The organism is Scytonema hankhaensis NUACC26, from assembly GCF_045865695.1.
In the GTDB taxonomy this organism is placed as follows: Bacteria; Cyanobacteriota; Cyanobacteriia; order Cyanobacteriales; family Nostocaceae; genus Scytonema.
In genome coordinates this window covers 21,818-47,312 of sequence record NZ_BAACAP010000245.1, presented here as the reverse complement: position 1 = coordinate 47,312, position 25,495 = coordinate 21,818, and the positions used below count along the sequence as shown (strand labels likewise).

The window sequence follows — 25,495 nt, the reverse complement described above, 5'->3', positions numbered from 1 at the left end:
ATAATAAAATTATGTTTAATTACATTTACCTTAAGTTAAAAATATCAGAATTTTGTGCTAACACATAACTTATGTTTCCAATAAATAGTTGGCTCATTTATACTCTACTTGCTCTTTTCTTATATGGTTTGTGGGGTTTTTTTAGTAAGTTAGCGACTAACTATGTTGACCCAAAGAGTGCTCTCATTTATGAGGTTTTAGGTGCTCTTATAGTTGGTTTAGTATTATTTAGCAATAATGGCTTCAGAGTCAGGATAGATAATCTAGGTGTTTTCTATGCTATTGGAGTTGGTGTTTTTGGAACATTGGCAACATTTTTTTTCTTTATTGCTATTACTAAAGGCTCGATTTCTATTATTTTACCTCTAACTTCGTTATATCCTATAGTCACGATACTCCTGTCGGTTTTTCTTCTTAAAGAATCTCTGTCTCTAAAACAGAGTATTGGTATTTTACTAGCTCTGGTTGCGATCGTACTGTGTTCTATGACAGATTAGCGGTGTAGCCTGAAGGCTGTAAAAACGAAATTTCATTAAGTTGGAATAATAAACTTTTTGCAGAAATAATATTTTTTGGTCTCACTCAAAGCCGCAAAGCCGCAAAGAAAAGGGAAAAAGTAGAATATATGACCCGCTATAAGATAGAGATTTCAAGTGAAGCTGAGGAAGACTTAGAGTATTTTAAAGCAAGCGATAAGCGAAGCTTAACGGCTAAAGCCGTATCGCAAAGCCATTTTAGAGCCTCAAAAAACCTGATTCAAATACAACAATATGGATAACGAACAATCAATTTTACCCTAAATATTTTTGGTATCAAAATTCAACTTTATATCTTGTATATTCTTCAAGGTAACTAAGAGAAGGTTTTAGTATCAAATTTACCCCCCTTAGTCCCCCCTTGGAAAGGGGGGAAATGGAAAATTGAGTTCCCTCCCCAATCCATCGGGGAGGGTTAGGGTGGGGTAAAACAAAAGCTCAAATTCAGATTTGTTTAGTATTGAAATATCTTAACGGTCTACAGACCCCATAATGACATCAATACTACCTAGAATGACTACAATGTCTGCCACTTTCATACCTTTTAGTAAGTGAGGCAGAATTTGCAGGTTGTTGAAATCAGCAGCACGAATCTTCCAGCGCCAAGGGAAGACATTATCGTCTCCAATGAGGTAAATTCCCAATTCACCTTTACCGCTTTCTACGCGACTGTAAATTTCGCCTTTGGGAATTTTGAAGGTGGGGGCGATTTTCTTACTAATGTATTGATAATCAAAGCCATCCCACTCTGATTTCTTACCAGCAGCCAAGCGCTTAGCTTCTAGATTCTCGTAGGGACCGCCAGGAAGCCCTTTGATAGCTTGCCTGATAATTTTGACGGACTCGCGCATTTCTCGCATCCGTACCATGTAACGGGCTAAACAATCACCTACTGTTTCCCACTGTACGTCCCAGTCAAAATCGTCGTAACACTCATAGTGGTCAACTTTCCGCAAGTCCCACTTCACCCCAGAAGCGCGTAACATTGGACCAGACAGTCCCCAGTTGATTGCTTCTTCACGAGTAATAGTGCCAATACCCTCAACACGACGGCGGAAGATGGGGTTATTGGTTACCAATCGCTCGTACTCATCAATTTTAGGTGTGAAGTAGTCGCAGAAGTCTAAGCACTTGTCTACCCAGCCGTAAGGTAAATCTACCGCTACGCCACCAATCCGGAAGTAGTTGTTGTTGACCATGCGGTAACCAGTAGCGGCTTCCCACAAGTCATAAATCATTTCACGTTCCCGGAACTGGTAGAAAAAGGGAGTTTGAGCGCCTACGTCAGCCAGGAAGGGACCGAACCACAGTAAGTGATTGGCGATGCGGTTCAACTCTAGCATGATAACGCGGATGTAACTAGCGCGTTTGGGAACGGGAATATCTGCCAGTTTTTCTGGGGCGTTCACAGTAACGGCTTCGTTAAACATTCCCGCCGCGTAGTCCCACCGACTGACGTAGGGGACGTACATAATATTGGTGCGGTTCTCCGCAATTTTTTCCATTCCCCGGTGCAAGTAGCCAATGACTGGTTCGCAATCAACAACGTCTTCGCCGTCTAGAGTCACGATCAGTCGTAAAACCCCATGCATTGAGGGGTGGTGGGGACCCATGTTTAGCACCATTGGTTCGGTGCGGGTTTCGATTCTTGCCATAGATTCTGTGTGTTCTCCGGTCTTGGAAAAATTTTAAATCGAACCACATTCGTCGCAACAAAGAAGTCCGAGCAAAGATTTGAGCCTTTAGGGCGGGACTCAGAACTTCAGTTGAGCACTCCACAAAGCTCGGTAGTTGGGGAGAGGGTGGCAGTAGGGGTTTTTACTTGATGTTTTATTTTGTTGCACTTCTTCATTAATTATATAAAGATGAGGCGAAAGGACGGAGCGTTGCAGGAATTTCTTTATCCCTAGAGTTGTGAATTCGCACCATAGATAATTATTAAGTCAGTCAGCACAATTAAAGTTAACTAGTGAAGATCGTCATTGGTCATTGGTCATTAGTGAGGATTTCAAGTAGATTTACATTTTGTAATATAGTTCTATGTATTTCTGCCTAGCTACTTACCAAGGTTAAATGTTACTATGAGAAACCACGAACTACCGCTTGATATTGAAGATATTGGATTCTCACACATCCCCGTTCTGAGTCAGGAAGTGGTTGAGGGTTTAGCAGTGCGTCCCGAAGGTCATTATTTGGACGCGACTGTTGGCGGTGGCGGTCACAGTCGGTTGATTTTGGAATCTGCTCCTGATGTCAGGTTAACAGCTCTTGACCAAGATGAAGATGCGCTAAGTGCAGCGAAAAAGGAATTAGCTGTGTTTGAGGAACGAGTGCAGTTTATACACGTTAACTTTTCTGCTTATGAATTTCCTGAAAACACTTTTGATGGTATAATAGCAGACTTGGGTGTTAGCTCCTACCATTTGGATACTCCAGAACGCGGTTTTAGTTTTCGTCGAGAAGCTAGTTTGGATATGCGAATGGATAAGAGACAATCTTTAACGGCGGCTGATGTTATCAATGAATGGGATGAAGCCGAGTTAGCAAATATTTTCTTTAAGTATGGAGAGGAACGTCTATCGCGACGTATCGCCAGACGTATTGTTGAACAACGACCATTTCAAACAACGACGGAATTAGCAACGGCGATCGCATCTTCTGTACCTGGTAAATACCGCCATGGTAGAATTCATCCAGCGACCCGCGTGTTTCAAGCTTTGCGAATTGCTGTGAATGATGAGTTAAAAGCTTTAGAGACTTTTTTAACAAAAGCGCCGAATGCTCTTGTACCCGGCGGTAGGATTGCGATTATTAGTTTTCACAGCCTGGAAGACCGGATAGTAAAGCATAGTTTGAGAGGTTCATCTCTGTTACAGGTCTTAACTAAGAAACCCATAACTGCAACAGAGGAGGAAATTAGCAATAACCCTCGTGCTCGTTCGGCAAAATTGCGAATAGCAGAAAGGAAGATATAGCAATCCTAAATCTAGTCTAAACTCTAGTAAGAAACTTACGCTCTCTAAAGAGAATATAATTCGCAACTATATAAACAAAGTCTACCTACGTGACTTTATTAAAATAACCTACGTAGCCCGGTTTTGTCTGTGTAGCCGCGATTTCTAATTGCTAATATCACATAATCTGGCAGAATGAGATATAAATTAGAAGCACTTTAGGTGTAATGCGAACAAAAATAGAATTAATTCGCGGTCAAGATAGCATGACCGTAGAAGCATATTTAGTAGAATTGGCACAAAAACACGTTAATGATTATGCTTTGTTGTGGAAAGAACAATTAAGATTGCACGGACAAGAAGATAAGTTTTGGGATTGGGAGTTCAAATTACGATTTATCATAACTAGACAAGAGAACCGTGAAGGCTATGCAATTGAATATGAAGGTGAAACCCAGGGTTTAATGCTGCTTGAAACTCAGATGCATGGTTCGCGGTTTACAGAGGGTAAAAGGTTGATTTATGTTGATGGTATTGCCTCCGCTCCTTGGAACAGACAATTTATTCAACGTCCGCCAAAATTAAAAGGCGTTGGTACTGCACTTTTAGCGTTTGCAAGAACTCGTAGTGTAGAACTAGGTTACGAGGGTAGAGTTGGGTTACATTCTTTACCAGGAGCCGAAGAATTTTATGAAAATCAAGGTATGATTAATTTGGGTGAAGACGAAGATTATGACTACCTAATTTATTTTGAGTATGGAATTCGTCGTTTCCCTAGATGAATGCTGCGAGAATATGTAATAAGTCACCCAGGAATGCCATATAACTTTCTAATTATATATGTAAAAATAACAAATGTAACTGATGAATCAGCAAAAACCACAATACAATCAATCCACTCCTGACCAAGACAACGTGAAAAATCCAATGGATTTATTATTTGATGAAGAATGGTTCAGAAAGGCGATCGAGGCTGAGGACAAAGTAGGTGGTAACATAGGTGCGGGATTAGATTGGGGTTCTGCATTTGGAGAACTGATGCTTAACCTTGAACTTTTGGGACGTTTAAAAACGTTACGTATTTCTTTAAATAGGGAAGTACGGTTGCTACTTAATGATTGGAATTTAGGAACAGCCACCACTATTGCAGTAAAAACTGCAAAAGAGAAACTGCTTCAAAGATTAAGATTACCTACACCAGATGTTAGAGAACGCATACTCGCTATCTTGGAAATGGATGAACTGTATTGTGAAGAGTTTATTTGCGATCGCCAGATACTACGCGAACTCTTAGGAGTTTTGCTGACGCAGGTAGATTGGGAAACTATTGCAGCAGTTGCAGCAGATTCGTTAAAAGCACAAATTATGCAGCAAGTTTCTGTTGAGAAAATCTCGGCGTAAATGAGACATCTGCGCTCAAATTCGCGGCTCTTAGCAATAGCGATCGCACCCGTACTTGTTCTGTAAAATTGAGAATAGCAGAACGAGTACGGGCGTTATGAGTCAGAAGCTAAGCCGAAATTTAATCCCCAGCTACGCGCTTCGACCATTCAATAGCAGTAAAATTAACTAGAACATTCTCGACTTAATATCAATCGCCCATTATTCAGGCGGTAAACATTTTGCGCTTCGATAATTGGGTCGCCTTTTTTCCAAGGACGAGATGCAGCTTCCACACCTCTAACCTCACCAGTTGTATACGTAGAAACCAAAATACCAGGGCGACTAGTAGGCAAACCACCAGAACCTTTGATAATAAAAGAGTTTTGTTGTCGTTTGATGCTGCGAGCCATGCAACTATTGGTGAGGAGTTTGTTGGGGTCGATAAGATTTGAGGATAGGTCGGTGAAAGTGTTTTGGATGGAACTGGTATCGGGTGCGTTAATGTTGATTACACCGGAAATGCCTAATTCGGAACTTGCTGTAATATCGCTTTTTTCCGTTGGTTTTGGACGCGCTTCGATACCGAAGATACCTTGTGAGTTAATTCTGACATTTCCACCGCTTCCTTCAAAGGAGTCGCCGCTAATGTTGCTGTTTTCTTTGGGAGTGGCGACGATGAATTTAGCGTTAATATTGATGTTACCGCCATCTCCACCTGATTTACCTAACCCTGCACTTGTGCTGATATTGCTGTTACGACGTAATAATAATAAATTTGTAGCAGTTAAGCTAATATTGCCACCATTACCAGAGTTAGTTATAGCAGCAATAGCCGCTTTATTATCAAGTCGTATATTACCTGAATTAATGTTAATATTCCCTGCAATGCCTTCTCCAAAGCTACTAGCAGATAAAACTGCACCATTAAGAAATAGATCGCGGGCTGTAACGTTAATATTGCCGCCTTCACCTTTACCTGTGAATCCTGCATCTATTGCGACTGTGCTAAAGATGCCAGTGTCAAAGTAAAAGCCATCGAAAATTGTCCCCTGAAGAGAGAATTTCCCCTCAGCATTAACGGTGACATTACCTGCATTTCCTTGTCCAATTGTTGCAGCATTGATGTTAGAACCATTTGTGAAAGAAATGTCACCAGTAGTATTAATGACCACATTTCCAGCATCGCCTTTACCAGCAGTCGTTGAATATAAAGCAGCACCATCGGATAAAGAAAAGTTACGCCCCTGAATTTCAATATTTCCACCTTTACCTACCGCATTTAGATAAAGAATGGAATACAAACTGCTTATTCCTGAAATAGAAACATCACCACCTGCTCGAATTGCAATTTTACCAGCATTTCCCTCTTTGCCAATAAATGTTGCTATATTACTACTATCTTTGATAGTTGTGTCACCTAATGTAGTTATTAAGACATTACCTCCGTTACCTTTACCAAAAGACAATGTAGTTAAATCAGTATCATTAGATAGCTCAAAACTACTAGCTACAATTTCAATATCACCACCGTTACCTACACCAGTCTCCAACACTCCGCTAAATATTCCGCTACTAAGTCTTTCACCACGTCCAGAAAATGTCACAGCACCACCTGCTTGAATTTTGATATTCCCAGCATTACCTTCACCTGACGTACTAGCACTCAAATAAGAACCACCTGTAAAGGAAGTATTCTCTTTTGTATTTATTAAGATATTGCCAGCATTGCCTTTACCACCAAGATTGCTGTTAAAAATCGAAGAGTCTCCACTTACAAAAAATGACTTTGCAAAAACATTAATATTTCCGGCATTACCTACACCTGTGTCAGAAATGGTACTTAAGATATTGCTTCTGTTTGTAATCGAAATAGTATCTGTTGCTTTAATAATAATATTGCCACCATTCCCCTGTCCATTGGTACTAGCAGCGAATTCAGAGTCACTATCTAAAAAGAGTTTTCCTGTTTGGATATCAATATCTCCACCATTACCTTCCATTCCTGGTTGCGTGCTACCAGAAAATCTACTACCGTTAGTTAGAGATAAAGTATCTTGAACTTTAATCGAGATAGTACCAGCATTTCCCTGCCCAGAAGTATAACTATTAATCGAAGCATTATCTAATAACAAATCCCTAGCTTGAATGTTGATAGTGCCACCATTACCCCTAGCTTTATCAGAAACAGTATTACTAATTTGAGTGAAGTCAATATTATTAGTATTGCTGAGAGAAATTTTTCCTGATACTTGAATAAAAATGTTACCTCCATCACCAATCCCAAAAGTATCAGCACTTATTTGACCTTTATTGTTTAAGAATAATTCTCTGGTATTAATGCTGACATTTCCACCTTTACCTACACCATCAAAACTCACATCACTACTAATATTACTGAGTAACATTCCTTTCCAAATTGTTCAGTAAAAACCTTACCAAAACCATCTATATTAATATTTTCACGAGCGTTAATGCTGATATTGCCTGCATTGCCTTTCCCGTCTGTACCTGTATCAATACTTGCACCATTTGTCAACGACAGCAAACCAGTTGTTATTTCTATATTTCCGCCATTACCGACACCTCCAGTTAATACATTACTTTTGATCCCAGCTATCGAAAACTCTCCTATCCCATCCAGCTTAATTGTGTCGCGGGCATTAACAAAGATATTACCTGCATCTCCTTGACCGGAAACTGTAGTAGATATTTTTGAACCACCTAATAACGAAAGAGTTGTAGTGTTAACCCAGATGTTTCCACCTTTACCCTCACCATCTTTAAACACCTGGCTGCTAATATTACCACTACCATCAAAAGCAATATTATTAGCATCAATAGTAATATTTCCTGCATCTCCTTTACCCAGGGTACTACTGCTAATAAATGCCCCATTGGTTGATTGGAGAGAACCTGTTCTTATCTGAATATCTCCAGCTTTGCCTGTGCCTTCTGAATTGACAGCACTAATAATACGACTATAAATTCGACCTACTTCTCCGTCCTTTAGGGTAGTCTCTATAAAACCATCTAAACTTATGGCATCACGAGCATTGATATTGATACTACCAGCATTTCCTTGTCCTAAAGTTTTGGTGTTGAGTTCTGAACCTTGCGCTAGAGAAAGAGAGCTTGTTTGAATGTTAATACTACCACCATTGCCGACACTTCCTTCTTCAGTAGAACTATAAATATCACTACCTATAAGCGAAATATTATCTTTAGCTAGTATTGAAACTTTACCAGAATTTCCTTGTCCAAAGGTACTGGCATCTAGAAACGAATTTTTACTTAAGCTTAAGGAACCCGTAGTTATATTAATGTCACCAGATTTACCAATAGCGTCTTTTCGCAATGTGTTGGAAATAAAGCTAGCATCAGTCAGATTTATGGTTCCTGTGGCGTTAATTTCTATATTACCACCTTGACTATTTGGTGTTCCTAAACCTGTTTCTATACCTGCTCTAAGTTTACTTTCTCCTGCTAAATTCACATCACGGGCATGAATTTTGATATTCCCGCCATTCGCACCACGAACATTAACTTCTGCGGCGTTATTTAGGGAAACATTTGCCCGTTCTACACCATCAGGCACAGCCAAACTAATATTATTACCTACAATATTTAATCCTACATTTCCCGGTGCAGCCAAACCTGCTAACTCAGTATTCCCCCCATAAGTGCGAATACTCCCACCATCAATATTGATATTGCCACCAACAAACAGCAAACTTTTACCATCTGGTACTCTTAAACCCGTGACATCTTCAGCAATAAGATTCTTACCAGCAGTAGCTTGCGATCGATTAGTAATTCCTGCATTTCCTTGAATTTGATTAAACAACAACGCTGAAGGATTAACCGTCAACAATGGCGCTGCTTCAGGATTTGTGGCACTAAAAACACCCCGATCGCCAAACTGTACCCCGTTCGCTGTTGTCCCTACAAAGGAACCCTGCACATCTAAACTGGCATCTTTGCCAAACACAATCCCATTGGGATTAATCAAATATAGATTCGGGTTAGAACTACCAGATGTTCCCAGTCTCCCAAAAATTTCGGAAGGGTTATTACCTGTCACCCGTGCCAGAATATTTTGGATATCTACACTAGGACTTACGAAATATGCTTCCCGTCCCGCGCTAACGTTAAATTCTTTAAAACTGTGAAACAGATTAATTTGGCGAATTGCACCACCTGTAATGACTTCCCTTGGTGTTCGGTGAAAGTTGCCTATAACTTGGGAGGACTCAGCGCCAAGTGTGTTGTCGGGTACGATATTACTTTGTTGCGCTAGGGTTTTCGCGGTGAAGAGACTCATGCTCAACCAGCCAAGTAACCCAGCCAGTCCGAACTGCAAACACTTGTGTAAACTGTGTTTTCTTCTCATTGGGTGTGCTTCCATTTCGTCTATATGAGTATCTAATCAAACTGTATGCTTAGGCAATACTTCTAGTAAATATTCTTTAGTCTCCCGATAGCAAGACAGTTTTCTGCAATAATATTTTTTTGTTTTTGTATAAAAATATTCTGCATTTTATAGCGGTTTGCATCGGCGTGAGACACAGATTTATCCGCTACGGGCTGCTACAGGCTGCGGTTCCATAACTTTTTTATGTATTGCATCCAATTGAAAAGTTGGGTTTCGTTCCTCAACCCAACCTACAATTTCTTTTTTATGTATTGCATCCAATTGAAAAGTTGGGTTTCGTTCCTCAACCCAACCTACTATTGATACCCCGCAGCCTGTAAAGAAAACAGAGTTGCGTAACGCCCACCCAATTCTAATAACTCCTCGTGAGTTCCTTGTTCTACAATTTCCCCAGCTTCAACAACCATAATTTTGTCAGCCATCCGCACTGTAGAAAAACGGTGAGATATAAGAAAGACCATCTGATTAAGAGTGAGAGTGCGAAAGCGATTGAAAATCTCAAATTCTGCTTGAGGGTCTATGGCTGATGTTGGTTCATCTAAAACCAAAATATCTGCTTGCGTTCTCATAAAAGCACGGGAAAGGGCTATTTTTTGCCACTGACCTCCAGACAATTCGTATCCTTTCCTAAACCATTTACCAAGCTGAGTCTGAAAAGTGTCAGGCAAATGTTCAATAAAAGGAAGTGACATACCTTTGTCTGCAGCCGTTATCCAACGGGTGTTATCTTCTATATTATTTACATCTCCTACACCAATATTCTCACCCACTGTAAACTGGTAGCGAACAAAGTTCTGAAAAATCACCCCTATACGCCGCCGCAAGACATCCACATTCCACTCTTGCAAGTCCAAACCATCTAATAGAATGCGCCCGGAATCAGGAGTATAAAGTCGGGTCAGCAGTTTGATGAGTGTTGTCTTACCAGAACCATTTTCACCAACAATGGCTAGTTTTTCTCCTGGCTTGAGGTGAAAGGTAATATTTTTCAGGGCTGGTTGCAAGTTTCCTGGATATGTAAATGTTACGTTCTCAAAACGAATCCCATCTCTGGGTTTCAGTCCTTTGGTTGCTTTGCCTTTTGACTCTGGTATCCCCTCTTCTAAAAATTCATAGAGATTGGAAAGATATAAGTTATCTTCGTACATTCCTCCAATAGAAGTCAGCGCACCAGAAAATGTAGATTGTCCTTGGCGGAAGACGGTGAGATACATTGTCATATCTCCTAAAGAAATTCTGCCTACAACTGTTTCCACTACAATCCAGGCATAAGCTATGTAAAAAGCCGTCGTACTCAACAAACTCAGCAGGTAACCCCACAATCCTCGCCGCAGTGTCAAGTCCCGATCTTCTCCAAAGAGTCGATTGAAGACACTGTGGTAACGTTCGAGCAACATATCTCCTAGTTGGTAAAGCTTCACCTCCTTGGCAAAGTCTTCCCTAGCAAGAAGAGTTTCTAAATAATGTTGTTGGCGGGCTTCTGGCGCACGCCAGCTAAAGAGGCGAAAGGCTTCTCCCGCAAATTTGGTTTCTGCAAAAAATGCTGGCATAGCAGCCACAACTAGCATCAGCAATGCCCAAACTGAGAACTTGACTAACAAAAGACCGTAAGTGACGAGTGATAATGCACTTTGAACCAAGCCAAAGGTGCGAGTTACAAGAGAGAGAGGACGAACGGATGCTTCTCGCCTTGCATTGGTCATTTTGTCGTAGAATTCTGAATCCTCAAATTGAGTGAGTTCTAGTGACATTGCTTTTTCTAGGATGAGAACGTTTACCCGTTGACCGAGAAGCATTCTGAGTAAAGATTGGCAAACTGTCAGACCTCGTTGGCTTGCTGCTAGTAAAGCGACTGCAATTGCCTCTAGTCCCACATACATTAATGGGTAATAAATATTGACAAAATCATTATTATGTGTAGTAGCAAAATTTCGTGTTTCTATGACTGCATCGACAATTAACTTACCGATATAGGCGACCGCAGCTGGTAAAAGACCCGCTACTAAAGTTAAACTCGCAAGAATAATAGTAAGAGAGCGGCTAGTTGTCCAGACTAAGCTTATAGCTCGCCCACTGTACCGAAAGACTGCAAGGGATTGACGCAGAGCGTTGCGTTTTTTACGTATCTTCATTATTTCTTTATAGCGTAAAATTAGCCACGCGGTACGGCTTCAACCGTTAAGCCCAGCGATTTCAATCGCGGCTATACAAACGAAGTCCGCCTGCGCGGACTAAATTATAAAGGAGGTACAAGACACGGATTTTATTATAAGTGGTTGGAAGTTATGCAAATAAAAGATATTAACGGAATGGGTAAAGTTTTTACTACCTTGACTGTAACTAATCGAGCCGACCAAATTCGTGCTGAAGATGGGACAATTACACCCGAGCAAGTGCGATCGCTCACTCTGAAAAATGTGTTAGTAGATACTGGAGCGACAACCTTGTGTTTACCTCTAGAAATAGTAGCCCAGTTAGGACTAAAGCTACTTCGAGAAGTTGATGTTGCAACTGCAATGGGCATTGGTAAAGCTCGAATTTTCCAAGATGCTAAAATATCTCTGGGCGATCGCGAAGGAACTTTCGAGTGTTTAGAGTTACCTGGCGGCTCAGATGCCTTGTTAGGTGTCATTCCTCTAGAAGCATTGGGATTAGAAATTGACTTGCAAAATCAAACTTTGAAGGTGTTACCCATCAGCCCCTCAGAAACTTATCTAACAATTTTGTAAAATAATTTGTGACAACCTACGTGGACTAAATTATCAAGGAGGTACAAAACATAGATTTTATTATAAGTGGTCGCAAGTCATGAGAATAAAAGATACAAACGGAATGGGTAAAGTCTTCACTACCTTGACTATAACCAATCGAGCCGACCAAATTCGTGCTGAAGATGGGACAATTACACCCGAACAAGTGCGATAAGCAAAGCTTAACGGAGTACAGCCGTATCGCTTACTTTGAAAAATGTGTCAGTAATTTTAAAGCATTGCAAGGAGTAAATAAATGCGATCGCACTATTTGATGATTGAATGCGATCGCCTGTAGGATATTCTTCTTACGGCTACTGGGCTGGACTATTCTGAATATTCTCTTCAGGAGAAGGGCTGTTACTGGGTACTACAGGTTCATTTTCTGTAGATGAAGTAGGTGTATTGGTATCACTATTTGTTACTCCCTCAGAAGTACTCGTGTTTGAGTTTGATGGTGCTGTTGGTGTATTTTCTGTTGTGGAAGGAGCTGCTTTGGTTGCACCTTCTTGAGGTGGAACATTTATGTTTACATTAGGTGTAGTCGTTGGTGGTGACTTTTGTTCGGGTATAAATACCGGAACTGGAACTTCTTTGGTTTTTTCAATAACTGTTGGAACTTCCTTGGTTTTTTCGATGACTGTTGGAACTTCCTTGGTTCTTTCAATAACTGTTGGAACTTCTCTAGTTCTTTCAATAATCGTCGTTCGATTTTGAGAATTTTGAGTTCCTGCAGGAGATGCAGTATTCGTTGTCGGAACTTCTGATGGTGTTGTGGTATTCTCTACAGAAGAATTGCGTTGATTGAAATACCAAACAGCGCCTACTGTTAGCCCTATAATTAAGGTCAGTAATAAGCCTAAGATGATTCCACGGGAAGTATTATCAGTGTCTCGTTGTACAATCCGTTCTTGATAATTGCGTTCTGATGACTGACCTTGGAGGTAACCATTTTGATAAGATTGAACATCTGTCTTACCGTTATTCACTGTTTCGGTAGTTCGTGTCACATTCGTGCGAAGGTTTCTATCCCCATCGGTATAAATATCTTTGCGGATTTCCTGAGAGTTTTTGAGATTATCTGAGTTGTTCATATGTGCTGCTTTTATTATCTTGAGAATTTGAGACGCGAAAGAGTCATTGGTCAACGATATTTACATCACCAATACGTGTTTTTTAGTGAGAAGTGTTATAAATATAATTCCCTAGTTTTTAGTTACAAATTTGACTCGAAGTAATATTTAGAATAACCTTGACATTTGCAAAAAGATTTCTATCGAAAGAAGTGATATAGGCTTCTATCAAAGGAGTGATTATTTCTAGTCGAAAGTATAAGATTAGAGAATAATAATGAATTTAGTATGAAACCTGTACGTCACACTTTGTCAACCCCGGATATCCAACTTTCTTACTTGGAATGGAACCAAGCCCAAGAACCATTACTGCTGTTACACGGCTTAGCAGACCATGCCTTGGTATGGTCTAGTTTGGGAGATGAGTTAGCAGCAAATTATCATATCATTGCGCCAGATATGCGCGGTCACGGGGAAAGTAGCAAACCCGAACAAGACTACAGTTTTGAAAGTGCGATCGCGGACTTAGAAGCACTCATGAATAAACTGGGATGGTCATCTGCTCATATTGTAGGTCATTCGTGGTCGGGAAAACTGGCTGTTATTTGGGCAAGATTAAATCCCCAACGTGTGCGAAGCATAGTTTTAATAGACCCAATTTTTATCTGGAAAATTCCTAGTATTTTCAAAGTCACTTTTCCACTTTTGTACAATTCTTTATCTTTTCTTAAAGGTATGGGACCGTTTGCGAGTTACGAAGAAGCAGAACAGAAAGCTCGTCAGTTATATGAATTTCAAGGATGGAGTCCCTTACAACAACAGGTTTTTAAGGAAGGAATAGAACAAAAACCTGATGGTAGCTGGGGTAGTAAATTTACAATCGCTGCTCGTAATGGAATTTTTGAAGAAGTGATGCGAGTTCCTGGTTTTACAATTCCAATTCACACTCCCACCCTGTTTATACAACCAGAAAAAGGAGTTAATCGCAAAGATTGGCAACTCAAACCCTATAAAACCTATCTGAAAAATCTACAGATAAGCACGATTCCTGGTACTCATTGGCCGTTTTTGAGTCACCCTGAGAAATTTAATCAAACTGTAAAAGCGTTTTTACAAGGGATTTAGAGGACGACTCGCGCAAAGATGCTAAGAGTATTTTCTACCTTTTTAAGCTATGTTGTACACAAGTTAGATTTACCCCCCTTAATCCCCCCGATGTATTGGGGGGAAATAGAAAATCTAGTTCCCTCCCCAATCCATCGGGGAGGGTTAGGGTGGGGTAAAACATCAGTTCAAATCTCAATTTGTAAGCTATTTCAGACTTGTATGTACACCTTAGCCTTTTTAAGGGGAGCCAGCGCTCTCCTGAGGGTCAGCCCAAACTCACAGCGACTGGCGTGGGCTAGGGGAGACTTGGATACAACGGCGGACTTTACGAAAATCCTTTAAAAAAGATTTTGCGATGAGCATTTCTTTGTGCAAGATATCCATCAAGCTAAAAGAAGCTTTCCCAATCTAAAATCCAAAATCAATAAGATTGATATTCTTGAAAAACTTTAACTTCGCCCTTGTTATCAAACGCTACGACAGCAAAGGGTTGTTTTTTGTTTCCAACTTCCATACCTGGCGTTCCTACAGGCATTCCCGGTACAGCTAAACCTGCAAGAGTAGGTTTTTGTTGGAGGAATTGCTTGATATCGTTAGCGGGAATGTGTCCTTCCATCACATAACCATCGATAATGGCGGTATGACAGGAGGCTAATTCTTGAGGTAGGTTGTATTTTTCTTTTATTGCTTCTATTTCGTCAGTTTTTATATCTTTGATATGAAACCCATTCTGTTGCATATGTTTGACCCAACCCCCACAACAGCCACAAGAAGGACTCCGATAAACAGTCATTTCTTGAGTTCCTAAAGATGGTTTTCCCTCTGCTACAGCGACTGTTGCACAGGTAATAACTGCAAACCCAGTGACGACAATGCTTAGTATGAAATAATACAAACTTTTCTGAATCCAGGAAGAAATACGTTTCTGCATTGTTAAACTCTACTCTTTTGGTATCCAATCGTGCAAAGGAGCAATACTTTTTATTATCCATTCCATAACGCTTGGGGGAGCTTCGGATATCAAGATACTGGGATATACGGCTGTCCCCCATTCTGGATGGACTAATACCCGACACTTATTTTGAACGATCGCATAGTGGAGTAGAGCTTTTACTGTTGCTATATCGTCGTGATTCTTTTTCCCAGGACGGGAAAGTAAGGGGTAGCCCGTGCGAGGGTCTATAATATCTGTTTGGTAATTGCGATCGCGCAAATTAAAGGCGACATCACAGCCAAACCTCATAAACTTTTCCCGCAATCGTTCTTTCTCTGCTTCTATTTCTGGTGTTGTTTCCACCAGTTCAAATCGCGCTTGTTGTAAAACAATCCCTATCCATAAAGAAAACGTATTTTTCCAATCAGGGAATATTTGCTCGCGGTTGGTACAAATATACTGACTGGGAAAATGAATTGAAATTTGAATGGATTGCCCCATATTACCAACCAAATGAATGGGGCTGACTCTTTCAAAAGTGTAAACTGTTGGGTAGCTCACTTATCTTGATTCGTTTTTTTACAAGTTTTTTTAATTCATATTTTTTTTGATAATAACTCTTTAATCGTGCAGAAAATCACCCATCTCTAGTGAAATACCATCCCTTCTAGACAATTTTTAATAAAAAATTAATTTTTCATCTTTACCTTATCTTTTCTTAACTGACATCTTGCACCTTCGATTGGGAAGGGGTGGTGGGCATTGCCCACCCTACAACAGACATTAATTCAGCTTTAAGGCATTGACTGGCACTTCATCCCAAGAATCTACGGTACGCAATCGCGCTACCCACCCCCACGTTTTTTGCGTCTCAGTCAAATTTTGCTTGAAGGACTCGTGGCAAGCTAAAGCTTGGGATTCATCACAGCAAGCAATACAAGCATGGATCATGCCTGATGGATCTATTTGTTCGTTTACCCAAATAGTCATTGTGTTTTTGATGTTACATCCGAATTTAATCCCCCTTTAATTTACTCTACGTTTGCTAGGTACGCACGATGTCTATCAACAAACAAATTCCCGTGAGGATTCGGCGTTAATGGGTTTGATCGAGTAAAGCCGTAACAAATGTCCAATGATGGAGAGTAGCAAGGGTAACTTTTGGAAGAATTTGACAATAGGCAAGCGATCGCTTCTATCGATCAATGCCATTTTAAATTGGATGTCGGAACACTGCTCTAGCCGCTCAAAAAAATCTGGATGATTTGTGTTCAAAATCACGGGAAACGCCCGTGCTGCTGTTTCGTTTGTCTTTTCGATGACTTGAACGTTATATTCATAGGGATTGATTCCCACCGAGTGATAAAAAGCTGCCCGTTCAAGTACTGTTAAAGTATGGGTGGCAAATACAGACAAGAGGAAAAAACGTACCCACAAACGAGATTTCCAAGTGTTCCACAATTTGGGTTGCGATCGCAATAATGCTTTAAAGAAATCTCCGTGTCGATTTTCATCCTGACACCAACTCTCAAAATAACGGAAAAGAGGATAGAATCGCTTATCGGGATGAGACTCTAAATGACGGAACATCAGAATATAACGCCAGTAACCAATTTTCTCAGAGAGGTAGACCGTGTAGATAATCCACTCTGGTGGGAAAAAGGTGTAAGTCCGATTTTTTGTTAGATAACGCAAATCTAAAGAGAGATTAAAATCCGACATTGCCTTATTGAGAAATCCAGCATGGCGAGCTTCATCTCTTGCCATAAAATGAAACGCATCTGCCAAAATAGGATTGCGGTCTTTTAGTCTACGAGATAACTCTTTAAATAGAAGAAACCCGGAGAATTCAGATGTACAAGAGCGTTCCAAAAACTCAATAAAAGAACGGCGGGTTTCTCCATCAATATGTTCCCAACTTTGCTCGAACTCAGAATCGCGTACAAAATGATGGCGGTTATAGTCAGCTCGCAATTCTTCCACAATAGCCCGCAATTCAGCCTCGTGTGCTGATATATCCATCTGAGCTACAGCCTCAAAGTCAGTGGTATAAAACCGAGGTGTTAGCAATGTTTCCTTCACAGGCGCTTTAACACCGGGCTTAAGTAACTCAGGCTCCAAAGTTTGAAGAGTCTTAGCCATGAGAATATGCAATTAATTAATGTTTTTAAAGTTATCTAATCATAATTTCTACCAAAAATCTATTAAATTTAAAATTAATTTTTAAATAATTTTTCTGATAAATTTTTAGTAGGGTGGGCATTGCCCACCAAAAGACTTGGTGGTGGGCATTACCCTACCTACGTGACTTAAATTATCTCATTTTAAGTATAGAAATTTATTGGTTACTGGTCACTGGTCACTGATTACTGGTCACTGATAAAGTTGTATATTTGAAAAAGTCGAGAACAAAGTTAAATACTGCAATTGGCAGTGGTAATTGCTGATACAGTTTTGCTCATAACCGACAAGAATGACTTGCCCTTAACTTTGAGATTAGCGAGAAACTGCATTTAATTCTAGTGAAAAAATGCTTATTGAGTTAACAGGTGAGAAGGGGGCAGTATTAATAGAGGGGCAAGAAATTGCCTGAGAAGGTGTAAAAAATCTGCAAAAATCCTACCGTCGAACAGTTAGCAGCAAATTGTTACCCGATAACTGTTCAACAAATTGTATATTTTTAACAAAATTGCCACAAAGATGAGTAGTAATCTAGCTCAAAAACTTCGCTGTGGAACTCAACAATCTCACGCGGCGATAGAAAATATGGGATTCATGAAATGTTTTCTTCAAGGAGTCGTTGATAGAAGCGGCTTTGCAAAGTTTTTAGGTAATTTATATTACATTTATAGTGAATTAGAAGCAGCATTAGAAGACCATAAAGACGATGCTTTAATTAATCCTGTCTATTTTCCAGAACTCAATCGTAAAGCTAATCTGGAACAAGATTTACAGTTTTACTACGGTTATGATTGGAGAGGACAAAGTTTACCTCTGAAAGCGACTCAAAACTACATAGCCCGGATTCGAGAATTATCGAATCGCGAACCCGAATTATTAATCGGTCATGCTTATACTCGCTATATGGGTGACCTTTCTGGCGGTCAGATGTTACAAAAAGTTGCTCAATCAGTTTTAAAGCTTTCTGGTTATGAAGGTACTTCTTTTTATAATTTTGAGCAAATTCCTGATAAGAGAGTATTTAAGGATCGGTATCGCCAAGCTTTGGATTCATTGCCTATAGATGACGCAACAGCAGATAAAATTGTTGCAGAAGCTAATCATGCTTTTCAGCTTAATATGCAGATAGCGCAAGAGTTGGAGGAAGGTCTTATTAAAACCATTGGTCGAGCTATGTTTAATACTCTTATCAATGGTAATAACTCTGGTAGCGCTGCTAATAGTTATTAAGGATTTCTAAATTCCACAATTTCTTATGGTTGTGGTGCGGGCGTCCTCGCCCGCCTCTGAATAACCACATCTGTGGTGCGGGCGTCCTCGCCCGCCTTGTGGAAGAGTGTACGGGCTAGAAGCCCGTACCACACTAGAAGCCCGTACCACAAGACTAGAGAATTGCCCACCCTACAGCAACCTATCCTTTGTACATCTATTGGAAGCACCGCAATGGTTTTTCAAATTCCTGGTGTTAAATTTGATTTGGATATCATCAAAAAGTATGATACTCCCGTACCTAGATACACGAGTTATCCACCCGCTACTGAGTTAACGGAAGAATTTACAGAGCAGGATTTTCAAATTGCGATCGCCGCCTCAAATCAAAGAAAATCTCCTCTATCTTTATATTTCCACATTCCTTTTTGTCAAAGTGCTTGCTATTTTTGCGGCTGTAATGTAGTGATTTCTAATAACAAAAATATTGCCAAGCCTTATGTGGAGTATTTAGTTCGCGACATCAAACAAACAGCTAGTTTAATTGATGCAGATAGAAAAGTTGTTCAAATTCATTGGGGTGGTGGGACTCCTAACTACTTGAGTTTGGAACAAGTAGAATATCTATGGAAAAATATCGTTCAAAACTTTGATGTCAGTCCTACAGCAGAGGTCTCAATAGAAATCAATCCTCGTTATATTGATAAAAACTACATTTTCTCTTTGAGAGAAATTGGGTTTAATCGAATTAGCTTTGGAATTCAGGACTTTAATACTCAAGTTCAAGCAGCAGTTAACCGCATCCAACCAGAAGAAATGCTGTTTGATGTGATGAACTCGATTCAAGAGGCAAAGTTTGAAAGCGTAAATGTAGATCTCATTTACGGATTACCCCATCAAACCGTCGAGACTTTTCAGGAAACGTTGAGAAAAACCATCGCTCTCAATCCCGACAGGATTGCTGTTTTTAACTTTGCCTATGTACCTTGGCTTAAGCCAGTGCAGCAAAATATATCAGTGGATGCACTTCCAAAAGCGGAGGAGAAGTTAGAAATTCTTAAAATGACTGTGGAGGAACTGACAAATCACCAATACTTGTTTATTGGTATGGATCACTTTGCCAAACCTAATGATGAATTGGCTGTTTCTCAACGCGATCGCACCTTAAAGCGTAACTTCCAGGGCTATACCACTCAAGCACAAGCAGAACTTTTTGGTTTTGGTGCAACATCCATCAGTATGCTTGAAGATACGTATACTCAAAATCATAAGCAACTGAAAGATTACTATCAAGCAATTGATAAAGGGCTTTTACCCACAAGCAGAGGCATTAAACTGACTCAAGAGGATATTCTCAGACGGGAACTTATCATGTGTATAATGTGTCATTTTCAACTTTACAAGCAAGATATTGAACACAAGTACCGCATTAACTTTGATGAGTATTTTGCACCAGAGTTGGAAGAGTTGCAGCGCTTACAGGAGGATGGACTCGTGAGATTATCGAAAAACCATATCAGCGTTACGGAGATTGGTAGGTTACTCGTGAGAAATATTGCCGTTCTTTTTGATACACACGTGAGAAAGCAAGAAAAGAGATTTTCACGGGCTATCTGAATGTGATATTACACACTAAGGCAACTGCTAATAATTGAGTGATTTGTAGATTGTCATTGCGAACTAAGCAGGTTAAAACGGAGTCGAAACTTTGTTTGGTAGAAAGTGCAGCCAAAATAGGTAACTACACTTGGATGTGGTTTTCTTCCGGACAAGAGTATCAACACCAGGAAAATTTTTGCAAGCCAATTCAACTCTCGCTCTAAAGTTACGCAGATGAGATTACGTGTTCTATTACTTAGTGCTATCAGCATAATGCTGCTATCGTCTCCAGCGTTTGCAGCACGTTTGCAATCTTGGCGCTTCGACCCTGCTAAAAATCAGCTTGACCTAACTACAGATTCTGGAGTCAGACCTCAAGCCTTCCTACTCAATAACCCAACAAGACTGGTTATTGACCTACCTGGAACAACTAACTTAGATGATAATACAGTTCGTAAAAGTTTTGGGTCAGCCGTTCGGGAGATTCGGATTGGACAGCCAGATGCCGAAACAACCAGAATGGTGATTGAATTAGCACCTGGTTATACCGTTTCCCCAGAAAACTCACTTATTAAAGGGGATTCATCTTCTCACTGGATAGTCAGATTTTCATCCATCGATCGCGCTACACCTGAAAATACAACATCCAGTGAAGAAAAGATTCCCATTCAAATCAGCAATGAATTTACCTTTGCTGGGACTGTTCCACTCAACAAGGAAATGTCACAGATTTACCCCCAGGTCAAAAAACTAATGTCTCGTTATAGCTTCCTTGCACCTGGGATGTTTTTCCTTGACTTAGAGACAGGAGACTATTTAGATATATATGGGGAAAAGGTATTTCCGGCTGCTAGCACTATCAAATATCCTATTCTGGTCGCTCTGTTTCAAGATATAGACTCTGGTAAAGTTAAACTCAATGACACTCTAGTACTGCGGCGCGACTTGAAAGCTGAAGCCGCCGGTTCGGGAGTCTTGCAATTTAAACCAGTGGGAACCAAACTCAGTGTTTTGGAGACCGCTACTAAGATGATTACTATTAGTGACAATACTGCCACCAACATGATCATTGACCGTTTAGGTGGTAAGGCTAAATTAAATCAGAGATTTCGGAGTTGGGGACTACAAAATACTGTTATTCGCAATTTATTAGGTGATTTTAAAGGAACAAATACAACTAGCCCTAAAGATTTAGTTAGGCTATCCGTAATGATGGATAACGATAAACTGCTCAGTAACACGAGCCGTGCGAAAGCTTTAAGTATCATGCGTCGGGTGGAAAACAGAAGATTACTGCCATCTGGACTTGGTAAAGGAGCGACGATCGCTCATAAAACAGGAACCCTTGGGATTATCCTTGGGGATGCGGGTATTGTTGAGTTGCCTACGGGTAAGCGTTATTTAGCAGGAATTTTTGTTAAGAGACCTTTTGGAGACACAAGAGCAAGGGAATTTATCAGTCAAGTTTCCAAGCTTGTCTACGGCTACCTCAATCAACCAAAGTTGACTCGTCAGCCTTAGAGATACTATAAAATCAGTAACCTCTCCTATCGAGACCGAGGTATTCTATTCTTGCAGGCTTTTGCCAAATTGGAATGCTCCCGGCATTGGGGAGGGTCAATTTGCTAAGATTAGGTAATCAACCGGACTTGCTAAAAATGGGGAAGTACAACAATGTCATCGCCTTTTGCTGGAATGAATCCCTATTTAGAACATCCCGATCTATGGCCTGGAGTACACGGGCGGTTGATAGTAGCAATTGCAGATTTTCTCTCTCCCCAACTGCGTCCTAAATATTTTGTAGCTATCGAGGAGCGAATTTATCAAACGACTGACGATGATAGACTTTTAGTTGGTATTCCTGATATCGTAGTACAACGTCCGCAGACGGGGATAAATCCTACTATGTTGAATACAGCAGTAGCAGCACCTGCCGTCAAACCAGCGATAGTGGAAATTCCCATGCCTGAAACAGTTAAGGAGAGATATTTAGAGGTACGGAAGGTAGACACAAAAGAAGTGGTCACTGCGATCGAAGTTCTCTCGCCTAAAAATAAGCGTGCAGGAGAAGGACGCAATACATATGAAAGCAAGCGTCAAAGAGTTTTTGGAAGTTCAACGCATCTGGTAGAAATAGATCTCTTACGTGCAGGGGAAACAATGACCACTATGGGCAGTAGAATTCAAAGTGATTATCGAATTTTAGTGAGTCGGGCAGAAGCTCGTCCTAAAGCTGATTTATATGCTTTTAATCTGCAAAATACAATACCTTCGTTTCCATTGCCGTTGCGTTCAGAAGATGCTGAACCAGTCATAGATTTACAAACATTATTAAACGAACTGTACGATCGCGCTAGTTACGATCTAGTCATTGATTACAGCCTTGAGCCAGTTCCACCGTTGTCGGAAGCTAATGCCATATGGAATGATGCTTGGTTGCAGCAGCAAGGACTTCGTTGAGTCGGTGACCATTGCTATACTCTACGAACTTGGCAAGCACGAGTGCGATTTCCATTAACAGCGCCTTTCATTCCCAACACAACAGCCCTTACTCGTTGTTCTGGAGTTCCATGATGATGTCTGTGACCCCATTGATAATCTCCAATTCGATGAGCTAGAGTTGCAATCTCCAAAATGTCTCGTTTATCAAAAACAATATTGGGAATTAATCCTAAGTAAACACCTGCCAAACAATCTGCTTGTAGTTCTGAGATGGGTGTCACTCTAGGTTGAAAACCGTAAGCTATTTGCATTGCATGGGCATACTCGTGACCAATAATGTAAGCAAGAGCAGCATCTCCATGCTGATATGCCATCCTAATATCTTGAGCAGTAATGTAAACAGTATGATTGCGTTTGCAGTACTGACTTCCCAAAATAGGTCCGCAACCACCACGCCGTCCTATCGCAACGCCCCAGACCAATTTTGGTGTTGCTTTATAACCATGAATATGTTGAATTCCAACGTAAACTCCATCTATGACAGTTTGGGGTGCCATTTCTGCTTTCGCTGGTAAACTCACTAGCACAGATCCAAGACTGATTAAGGTCGCGGTCAGTACCTTAAGTGCCTTCATTCCTACCTCAAATTTACTATTACATATAGAAGATGGAAAAAGAACTTGGTTCCTTTCGTGTCTTCTACAAGAACTACAATTTCAATAAAGCTACTTCCGTATGTTGTTGTAGCGATGAACTAGGTACAGCTTGCGCTTCGCAAACGCATTATTATCTTATATTTGTAGAATATATACTTTCAGGTAGACTACTCCCTGAGAGTGCCATTCTAGTCACATCTTAACCAACCTAAAGATTAATAATGGATTTAAGGTCGAAACAAGTCACCTCTTTTTCATTTGATATCGTTACCGTTAATATCAAGGGAGATCTCGTTAGCCAAGAACAGCGTCAATCTCAGTCTTTAACGGAAGACCTTGGTAATGGCGTTACTCTAGAGATGGTTGCTATTCCTGGCGGTACATTCATGATGGGTGCTTCTGAATCAGAATTTAGCAGCGAAGACTCCGAAAGACCCCTACATCAGGTCACAATTCAACCTTTTTTTATGGGGAAGTATCTTATTACCCAAGAACAATGGCAAGCGGTTGCAACTTTTGAGCCAGTCAATTGCGAACTCGACCCCGATCCGTCTAGATTTAAAACGAGCGATCGCCCTGTAGAAACAATATCATGGTATGAAGCCATAGAATTTTGCGATCGGCTATCAAAACACACAGGACGTATCTATCGTCTTCCAAGTGAGGCAGAATGGGAATATGCTTGCCGTGCTAATACGACAACTCCGTTCCACTTTGGTGAAGCGATCGCTACCGATATAGTTAACTATAATGGTGTTTATACTTATAGTGATAGTCCTCCAGGAAAATATCGGGGAGAAACAACACCTGTAGGAAGTTTTGGAGTCGCGAATGCCTTCGGATTGTACGATATGCACGGGTTACTTTGGGAATGGTGTGCAGATAGTTGGCATGAAAACTATGAAGGCGCACCTACAGATGGTAGTACTTGGTTAAATTCTAACGATAATAATAGAGTAGTACTACGTGGTGGTTCTTGGGACTTTACCCCGTGGTTTTGTCGTTCGGCATTTCGCTTCCATCTCGAGCCAAAGGACAAGGGTAATAATATTGGGTTTCGAGTTGTGGTATCCGGTGAGTTTTATTCGTCTTGATATGGATCGTCAATAGGTGGATGCTAACCTGCTGTTAACCAAAGAAAACGAGCATTTAGAATAAAACCATCATTAGCTCCAGTTCCTAAAATCCGACTTGAGATTTATTAAAGAAAATGGGATCTCCTTTACTAATTATCAGGTTCGTTCAAATTCCACTGATGAAGTTGCTCGTGTCCTCAAAGACGTGGTAAGAACAAAGGCTTATGTATCTCCATCAAAGAATGGTTGGATTACAGTTTATGACGAAATGTCTGATGAGGAAATGGACTACTACGAACTTCATCATATTTCTCAAAAATTATCTTCCTCCCTTTCAACTGTTGTTTTTGTATTTTTCGTTTACAGAAGCTCTTACTTAATATACTTTTTGTATGACTTGGGAGAACTGGTAGACGAATATCATTCAGAGCCAGAAGGCTTTAGATTTGGCTTTGAACTTGTGAATGATTCTATACTGGATAGGTTTCGTGGGAATCCACAGATAGTGTGGAAATACTGTATAATAGGAACAAAATTGTAGTTAGTAGCCGACATTTTGGTACACAATGATGCTCAAACTTTATCTCATATGCCAGAAGATACTATCTGTGAATTAGCGCCTTTACTAGGTATCGATGAACTGCGAGCTATTCAAGGGTTTCGATACTTTAAGGAGTTTAGTCTCCATAGTAAATACCCAAGCGTTGAAGAGGCTCAAGATTTTTTATTAGTTCAACGTTTTGCCTAATGACTTGTTGTCCTCTTTGTTGTGAAATCAATCAGCTATTGTAATGCAATCGTGAATGTATATAGTAAAGGGAGTTGCATTCGAGCGTTCTAGTGCGTGGTAATACTCGCACAGGTATTTTGCTCTTCTACAAACTTGTAAGCGAATAAAATTATTGATAGCTACAATAAAAAAATTAAGAAGCGAGTTTAGCATTAATAAAACTGAATATTTTTTCTAATTCCAATAAACCAGCCAATTCTGCTCGTTCGTCAGAATTAAGTAAAAGTTCTTTGTTCTTTTCTAAAAGTTCCTCTAAACGAACTTGCAATTCTTCTGTAAAATAAAAAGGACGGAATTGATCGGCAAGATTAAGTTTTATACCATTAGGTAACCAAGAAGAAGGCTGCTCCATTAATTCTTTCATGAAAATCGC

The 25,495-nt window shown here is 40.2% G+C and carries 25 protein-coding genes; 14 read left to right on the top strand and 11 right to left on the bottom strand.

The window, feature by feature from the left end; genetic code table 11:
* The first annotated feature begins 71 nt into the window (after positions 1–71).
* On the top strand, positions 72–497 hold the full coding sequence (locus ACKTT2_RS43070; protein WP_407898172.1) for an EamA family transporter: 426 nt from the start codon (positions 72–74) through the stop codon (positions 495–497).
* A gap of 128 nt (positions 498–625) precedes the next feature.
* The gene (locus ACKTT2_RS43065; protein ID WP_407898170.1) at positions 626–778 is read left to right on the top strand and encodes a hypothetical protein; all 153 of its coding nucleotides are present in this window, start codon (positions 626–628) and stop codon (positions 776–778) included.
* A gap of 228 nt (positions 779–1,006) precedes the next feature.
* On the opposite strand, the gene ACKTT2_RS43060 is transcribed toward ACKTT2_RS43065, so the two are convergent.
* Positions 1,007–2,191 (bottom strand): NAD(P)H-quinone oxidoreductase subunit H, encoded by a 1,185-nt coding sequence (locus tag ACKTT2_RS43060; protein ID WP_407898168.1) that lies wholly within the window; start codon positions 2,189–2,191, stop codon positions 1,007–1,009.
* A gap of 426 nt (positions 2,192–2,617) precedes the next feature.
* On the opposite strand from ACKTT2_RS43060, the gene rsmH reads away from it, so the two are divergent.
* The 3 genes from rsmH to ACKTT2_RS43045 all read left to right on the top strand — a co-directional run bounded on the left by rsmH (position 2,618) and on the right by ACKTT2_RS43045 (position 4,891).
* Positions 2,618–3,511, top strand: a complete 894-nt coding sequence (gene rsmH, locus ACKTT2_RS43055; RefSeq protein ID WP_407898166.1) for a 16S rRNA (cytosine(1402)-N(4))-methyltransferase RsmH — start codon at positions 2,618–2,620, stop codon at positions 3,509–3,511.
* A gap of 206 nt (positions 3,512–3,717) precedes the next feature.
* The gene (locus ACKTT2_RS43050) at positions 3,718–4,272 is read left to right on the top strand and encodes a GNAT family N-acetyltransferase (RefSeq protein ID WP_407898164.1); all 555 of its coding nucleotides are present in this window, start codon (positions 3,718–3,720) and stop codon (positions 4,270–4,272) included.
* Positions 4,273–4,354: 82 nt separating this feature from the next.
* Positions 4,355–4,891: a hypothetical protein gene (locus tag ACKTT2_RS43045; protein ID WP_407898162.1), complete on the top strand. Its 537-nt coding sequence runs from the start codon at positions 4,355–4,357 to the stop codon at positions 4,889–4,891.
* Between the two features lie 164 nt (positions 4,892–5,055).
* Here the strand turns inward: ACKTT2_RS43045 and ACKTT2_RS43040 are convergent, their stop codons facing one another.
* The 3 genes from ACKTT2_RS43040 to ACKTT2_RS43030 all read right to left on the bottom strand — a co-directional run bounded on the left by ACKTT2_RS43040 (position 5,056) and on the right by ACKTT2_RS43030 (position 11,437).
* Positions 5,056–7,278: a beta strand repeat-containing protein gene (locus ACKTT2_RS43040; RefSeq protein WP_407898160.1), complete on the bottom strand. Its 2,223-nt coding sequence runs from the start codon at positions 7,276–7,278 to the stop codon at positions 5,056–5,058.
* The gene (locus ACKTT2_RS43035) at positions 7,248–9,263 is read right to left on the bottom strand and encodes a two-partner secretion domain-containing protein (protein WP_407898158.1); all 2,016 of its coding nucleotides are present in this window, start codon (positions 9,261–9,263) and stop codon (positions 7,248–7,250) included. The genes ACKTT2_RS43040 and ACKTT2_RS43035 overlap by 31 nt, the downstream gene beginning before the upstream one ends.
* Before the next feature lie 338 nt (positions 9,264–9,601).
* On the bottom strand, positions 9,602–11,437 hold the full coding sequence (locus tag ACKTT2_RS43030) for an ABC transporter ATP-binding protein (RefSeq protein WP_407898156.1): 1,836 nt from the start codon (positions 11,435–11,437) through the stop codon (positions 9,602–9,604).
* Between the two features lie 153 nt (positions 11,438–11,590).
* Between ACKTT2_RS43030 and ACKTT2_RS43025 the strand changes: the two genes are divergently transcribed.
* Positions 11,591–12,034: a retroviral-like aspartic protease family protein gene (locus ACKTT2_RS43025; RefSeq protein ID WP_407898154.1), complete on the top strand. Its 444-nt coding sequence runs from the start codon at positions 11,591–11,593 to the stop codon at positions 12,032–12,034.
* A gap of 335 nt (positions 12,035–12,369) precedes the next feature.
* On the opposite strand, the gene ACKTT2_RS43020 is transcribed toward ACKTT2_RS43025, so the two are convergent.
* Entirely contained in the window at positions 12,370–13,149 is a 780-nt protein-coding gene (locus ACKTT2_RS43020; protein WP_407898152.1) for an IMCp domain-containing protein, read from the bottom strand.
* 267 nt (positions 13,150–13,416) lie between these two features.
* On the opposite strand from ACKTT2_RS43020, the gene ACKTT2_RS43015 reads away from it, so the two are divergent.
* The gene (locus ACKTT2_RS43015) at positions 13,417–14,253 is read left to right on the top strand and encodes an alpha/beta fold hydrolase (RefSeq protein ID WP_407898149.1); all 837 of its coding nucleotides are present in this window, start codon (positions 13,417–13,419) and stop codon (positions 14,251–14,253) included.
* 403 nt (positions 14,254–14,656) lie between these two features.
* Here the strand turns inward: ACKTT2_RS43015 and ACKTT2_RS43010 are convergent, their stop codons facing one another.
* From ACKTT2_RS43010 to acsF, 4 genes are all read right to left on the bottom strand, one after another.
* Entirely contained in the window at positions 14,657–15,166 is a 510-nt protein-coding gene (locus ACKTT2_RS43010) for a DUF411 domain-containing protein (protein WP_407898147.1), read from the bottom strand.
* 9 nt (positions 15,167–15,175) lie between these two features.
* Positions 15,176–15,730: a methylmalonic aciduria and homocystinuria type D protein gene (locus tag ACKTT2_RS43005; protein ID WP_407898144.1), complete on the bottom strand. Its 555-nt coding sequence runs from the start codon at positions 15,728–15,730 to the stop codon at positions 15,176–15,178.
* Between the two features lie 222 nt (positions 15,731–15,952).
* Positions 15,953–16,159, bottom strand: coding sequence for a glycogen debranching protein (locus tag ACKTT2_RS43000; RefSeq protein WP_155746610.1), 207 nt, complete (start codon positions 16,157–16,159; stop codon positions 15,953–15,955).
* A 75-nt stretch (positions 16,160–16,234) separates the two neighbouring features.
* Positions 16,235–17,311 (bottom strand): magnesium-protoporphyrin IX monomethyl ester (oxidative) cyclase, encoded by a 1,077-nt coding sequence (gene acsF, locus ACKTT2_RS42995; protein WP_407898141.1) that lies wholly within the window; start codon positions 17,309–17,311, stop codon positions 16,235–16,237.
* 558 nt (positions 17,312–17,869) lie between these two features.
* On the opposite strand from acsF, the gene ACKTT2_RS42990 reads away from it, so the two are divergent.
* The 4 genes from ACKTT2_RS42990 (at position 17,870) to ACKTT2_RS42975 (ending at position 22,618) form a co-directional block, all read left to right on the top strand.
* Positions 17,870–18,580 (top strand): biliverdin-producing heme oxygenase, encoded by a 711-nt coding sequence (locus ACKTT2_RS42990; RefSeq protein WP_407898138.1) that lies wholly within the window; start codon positions 17,870–17,872, stop codon positions 18,578–18,580.
* Between the two features lie 213 nt (positions 18,581–18,793).
* Positions 18,794–20,176 (top strand): oxygen-independent coproporphyrinogen III oxidase, encoded by a 1,383-nt coding sequence (hemN, locus tag ACKTT2_RS42985; RefSeq protein WP_407898136.1) that lies wholly within the window; start codon positions 18,794–18,796, stop codon positions 20,174–20,176.
* Positions 20,177–20,392: 216 nt separating this feature from the next.
* Positions 20,393–21,679, top strand: a complete 1,287-nt coding sequence (locus ACKTT2_RS42980; RefSeq protein WP_407898133.1) for a serine hydrolase — start codon at positions 20,393–20,395, stop codon at positions 21,677–21,679.
* A 153-nt stretch (positions 21,680–21,832) separates the two neighbouring features.
* Positions 21,833–22,618 carry a DUF4058 family protein gene (locus ACKTT2_RS42975; RefSeq protein ID WP_407898131.1) on the top strand — a complete coding sequence of 262 codons (786 nt, stop codon included), beginning with the start codon at positions 21,833–21,835 and terminating at the stop codon, positions 22,616–22,618.
* 14 nt (positions 22,619–22,632) lie between these two features.
* On the opposite strand, the gene ACKTT2_RS42970 is transcribed toward ACKTT2_RS42975, so the two are convergent.
* On the bottom strand, positions 22,633–23,235 hold the full coding sequence (locus tag ACKTT2_RS42970) for a neutral zinc metallopeptidase (RefSeq protein WP_407898129.1): 603 nt from the start codon (positions 23,233–23,235) through the stop codon (positions 22,633–22,635).
* 242 nt (positions 23,236–23,477) lie between these two features.
* On the opposite strand from ACKTT2_RS42970, the gene ACKTT2_RS42965 reads away from it, so the two are divergent.
* From ACKTT2_RS42965 to ACKTT2_RS42955, 3 genes are all read left to right on the top strand, one after another.
* The gene (locus tag ACKTT2_RS42965) at positions 23,478–24,350 is read left to right on the top strand and encodes a formylglycine-generating enzyme family protein (RefSeq protein ID WP_407898127.1); all 873 of its coding nucleotides are present in this window, start codon (positions 23,478–23,480) and stop codon (positions 24,348–24,350) included.
* 97 nt (positions 24,351–24,447) lie between these two features.
* A complete protein-coding gene (locus tag ACKTT2_RS42960; RefSeq protein ID WP_407898125.1) occupies positions 24,448–24,873 on the top strand; it encodes a hypothetical protein in 426 nt (141 codons plus the stop codon).
* A gap of 15 nt (positions 24,874–24,888) precedes the next feature.
* A complete protein-coding gene (locus ACKTT2_RS42955; protein ID WP_407898123.1) occupies positions 24,889–25,080 on the top strand; it encodes a hypothetical protein in 192 nt (63 codons plus the stop codon).
* 175 nt (positions 25,081–25,255) lie between these two features.
* Here ACKTT2_RS42955 and ACKTT2_RS42950 read toward each other — a convergent pair whose 3' ends face one another.
* Positions 25,256–25,486 (bottom strand): hypothetical protein, encoded by a 231-nt coding sequence (locus tag ACKTT2_RS42950; RefSeq protein WP_407898121.1) that lies wholly within the window; start codon positions 25,484–25,486, stop codon positions 25,256–25,258.
* Positions 25,487–25,495 lie beyond the last annotated feature (9 nt).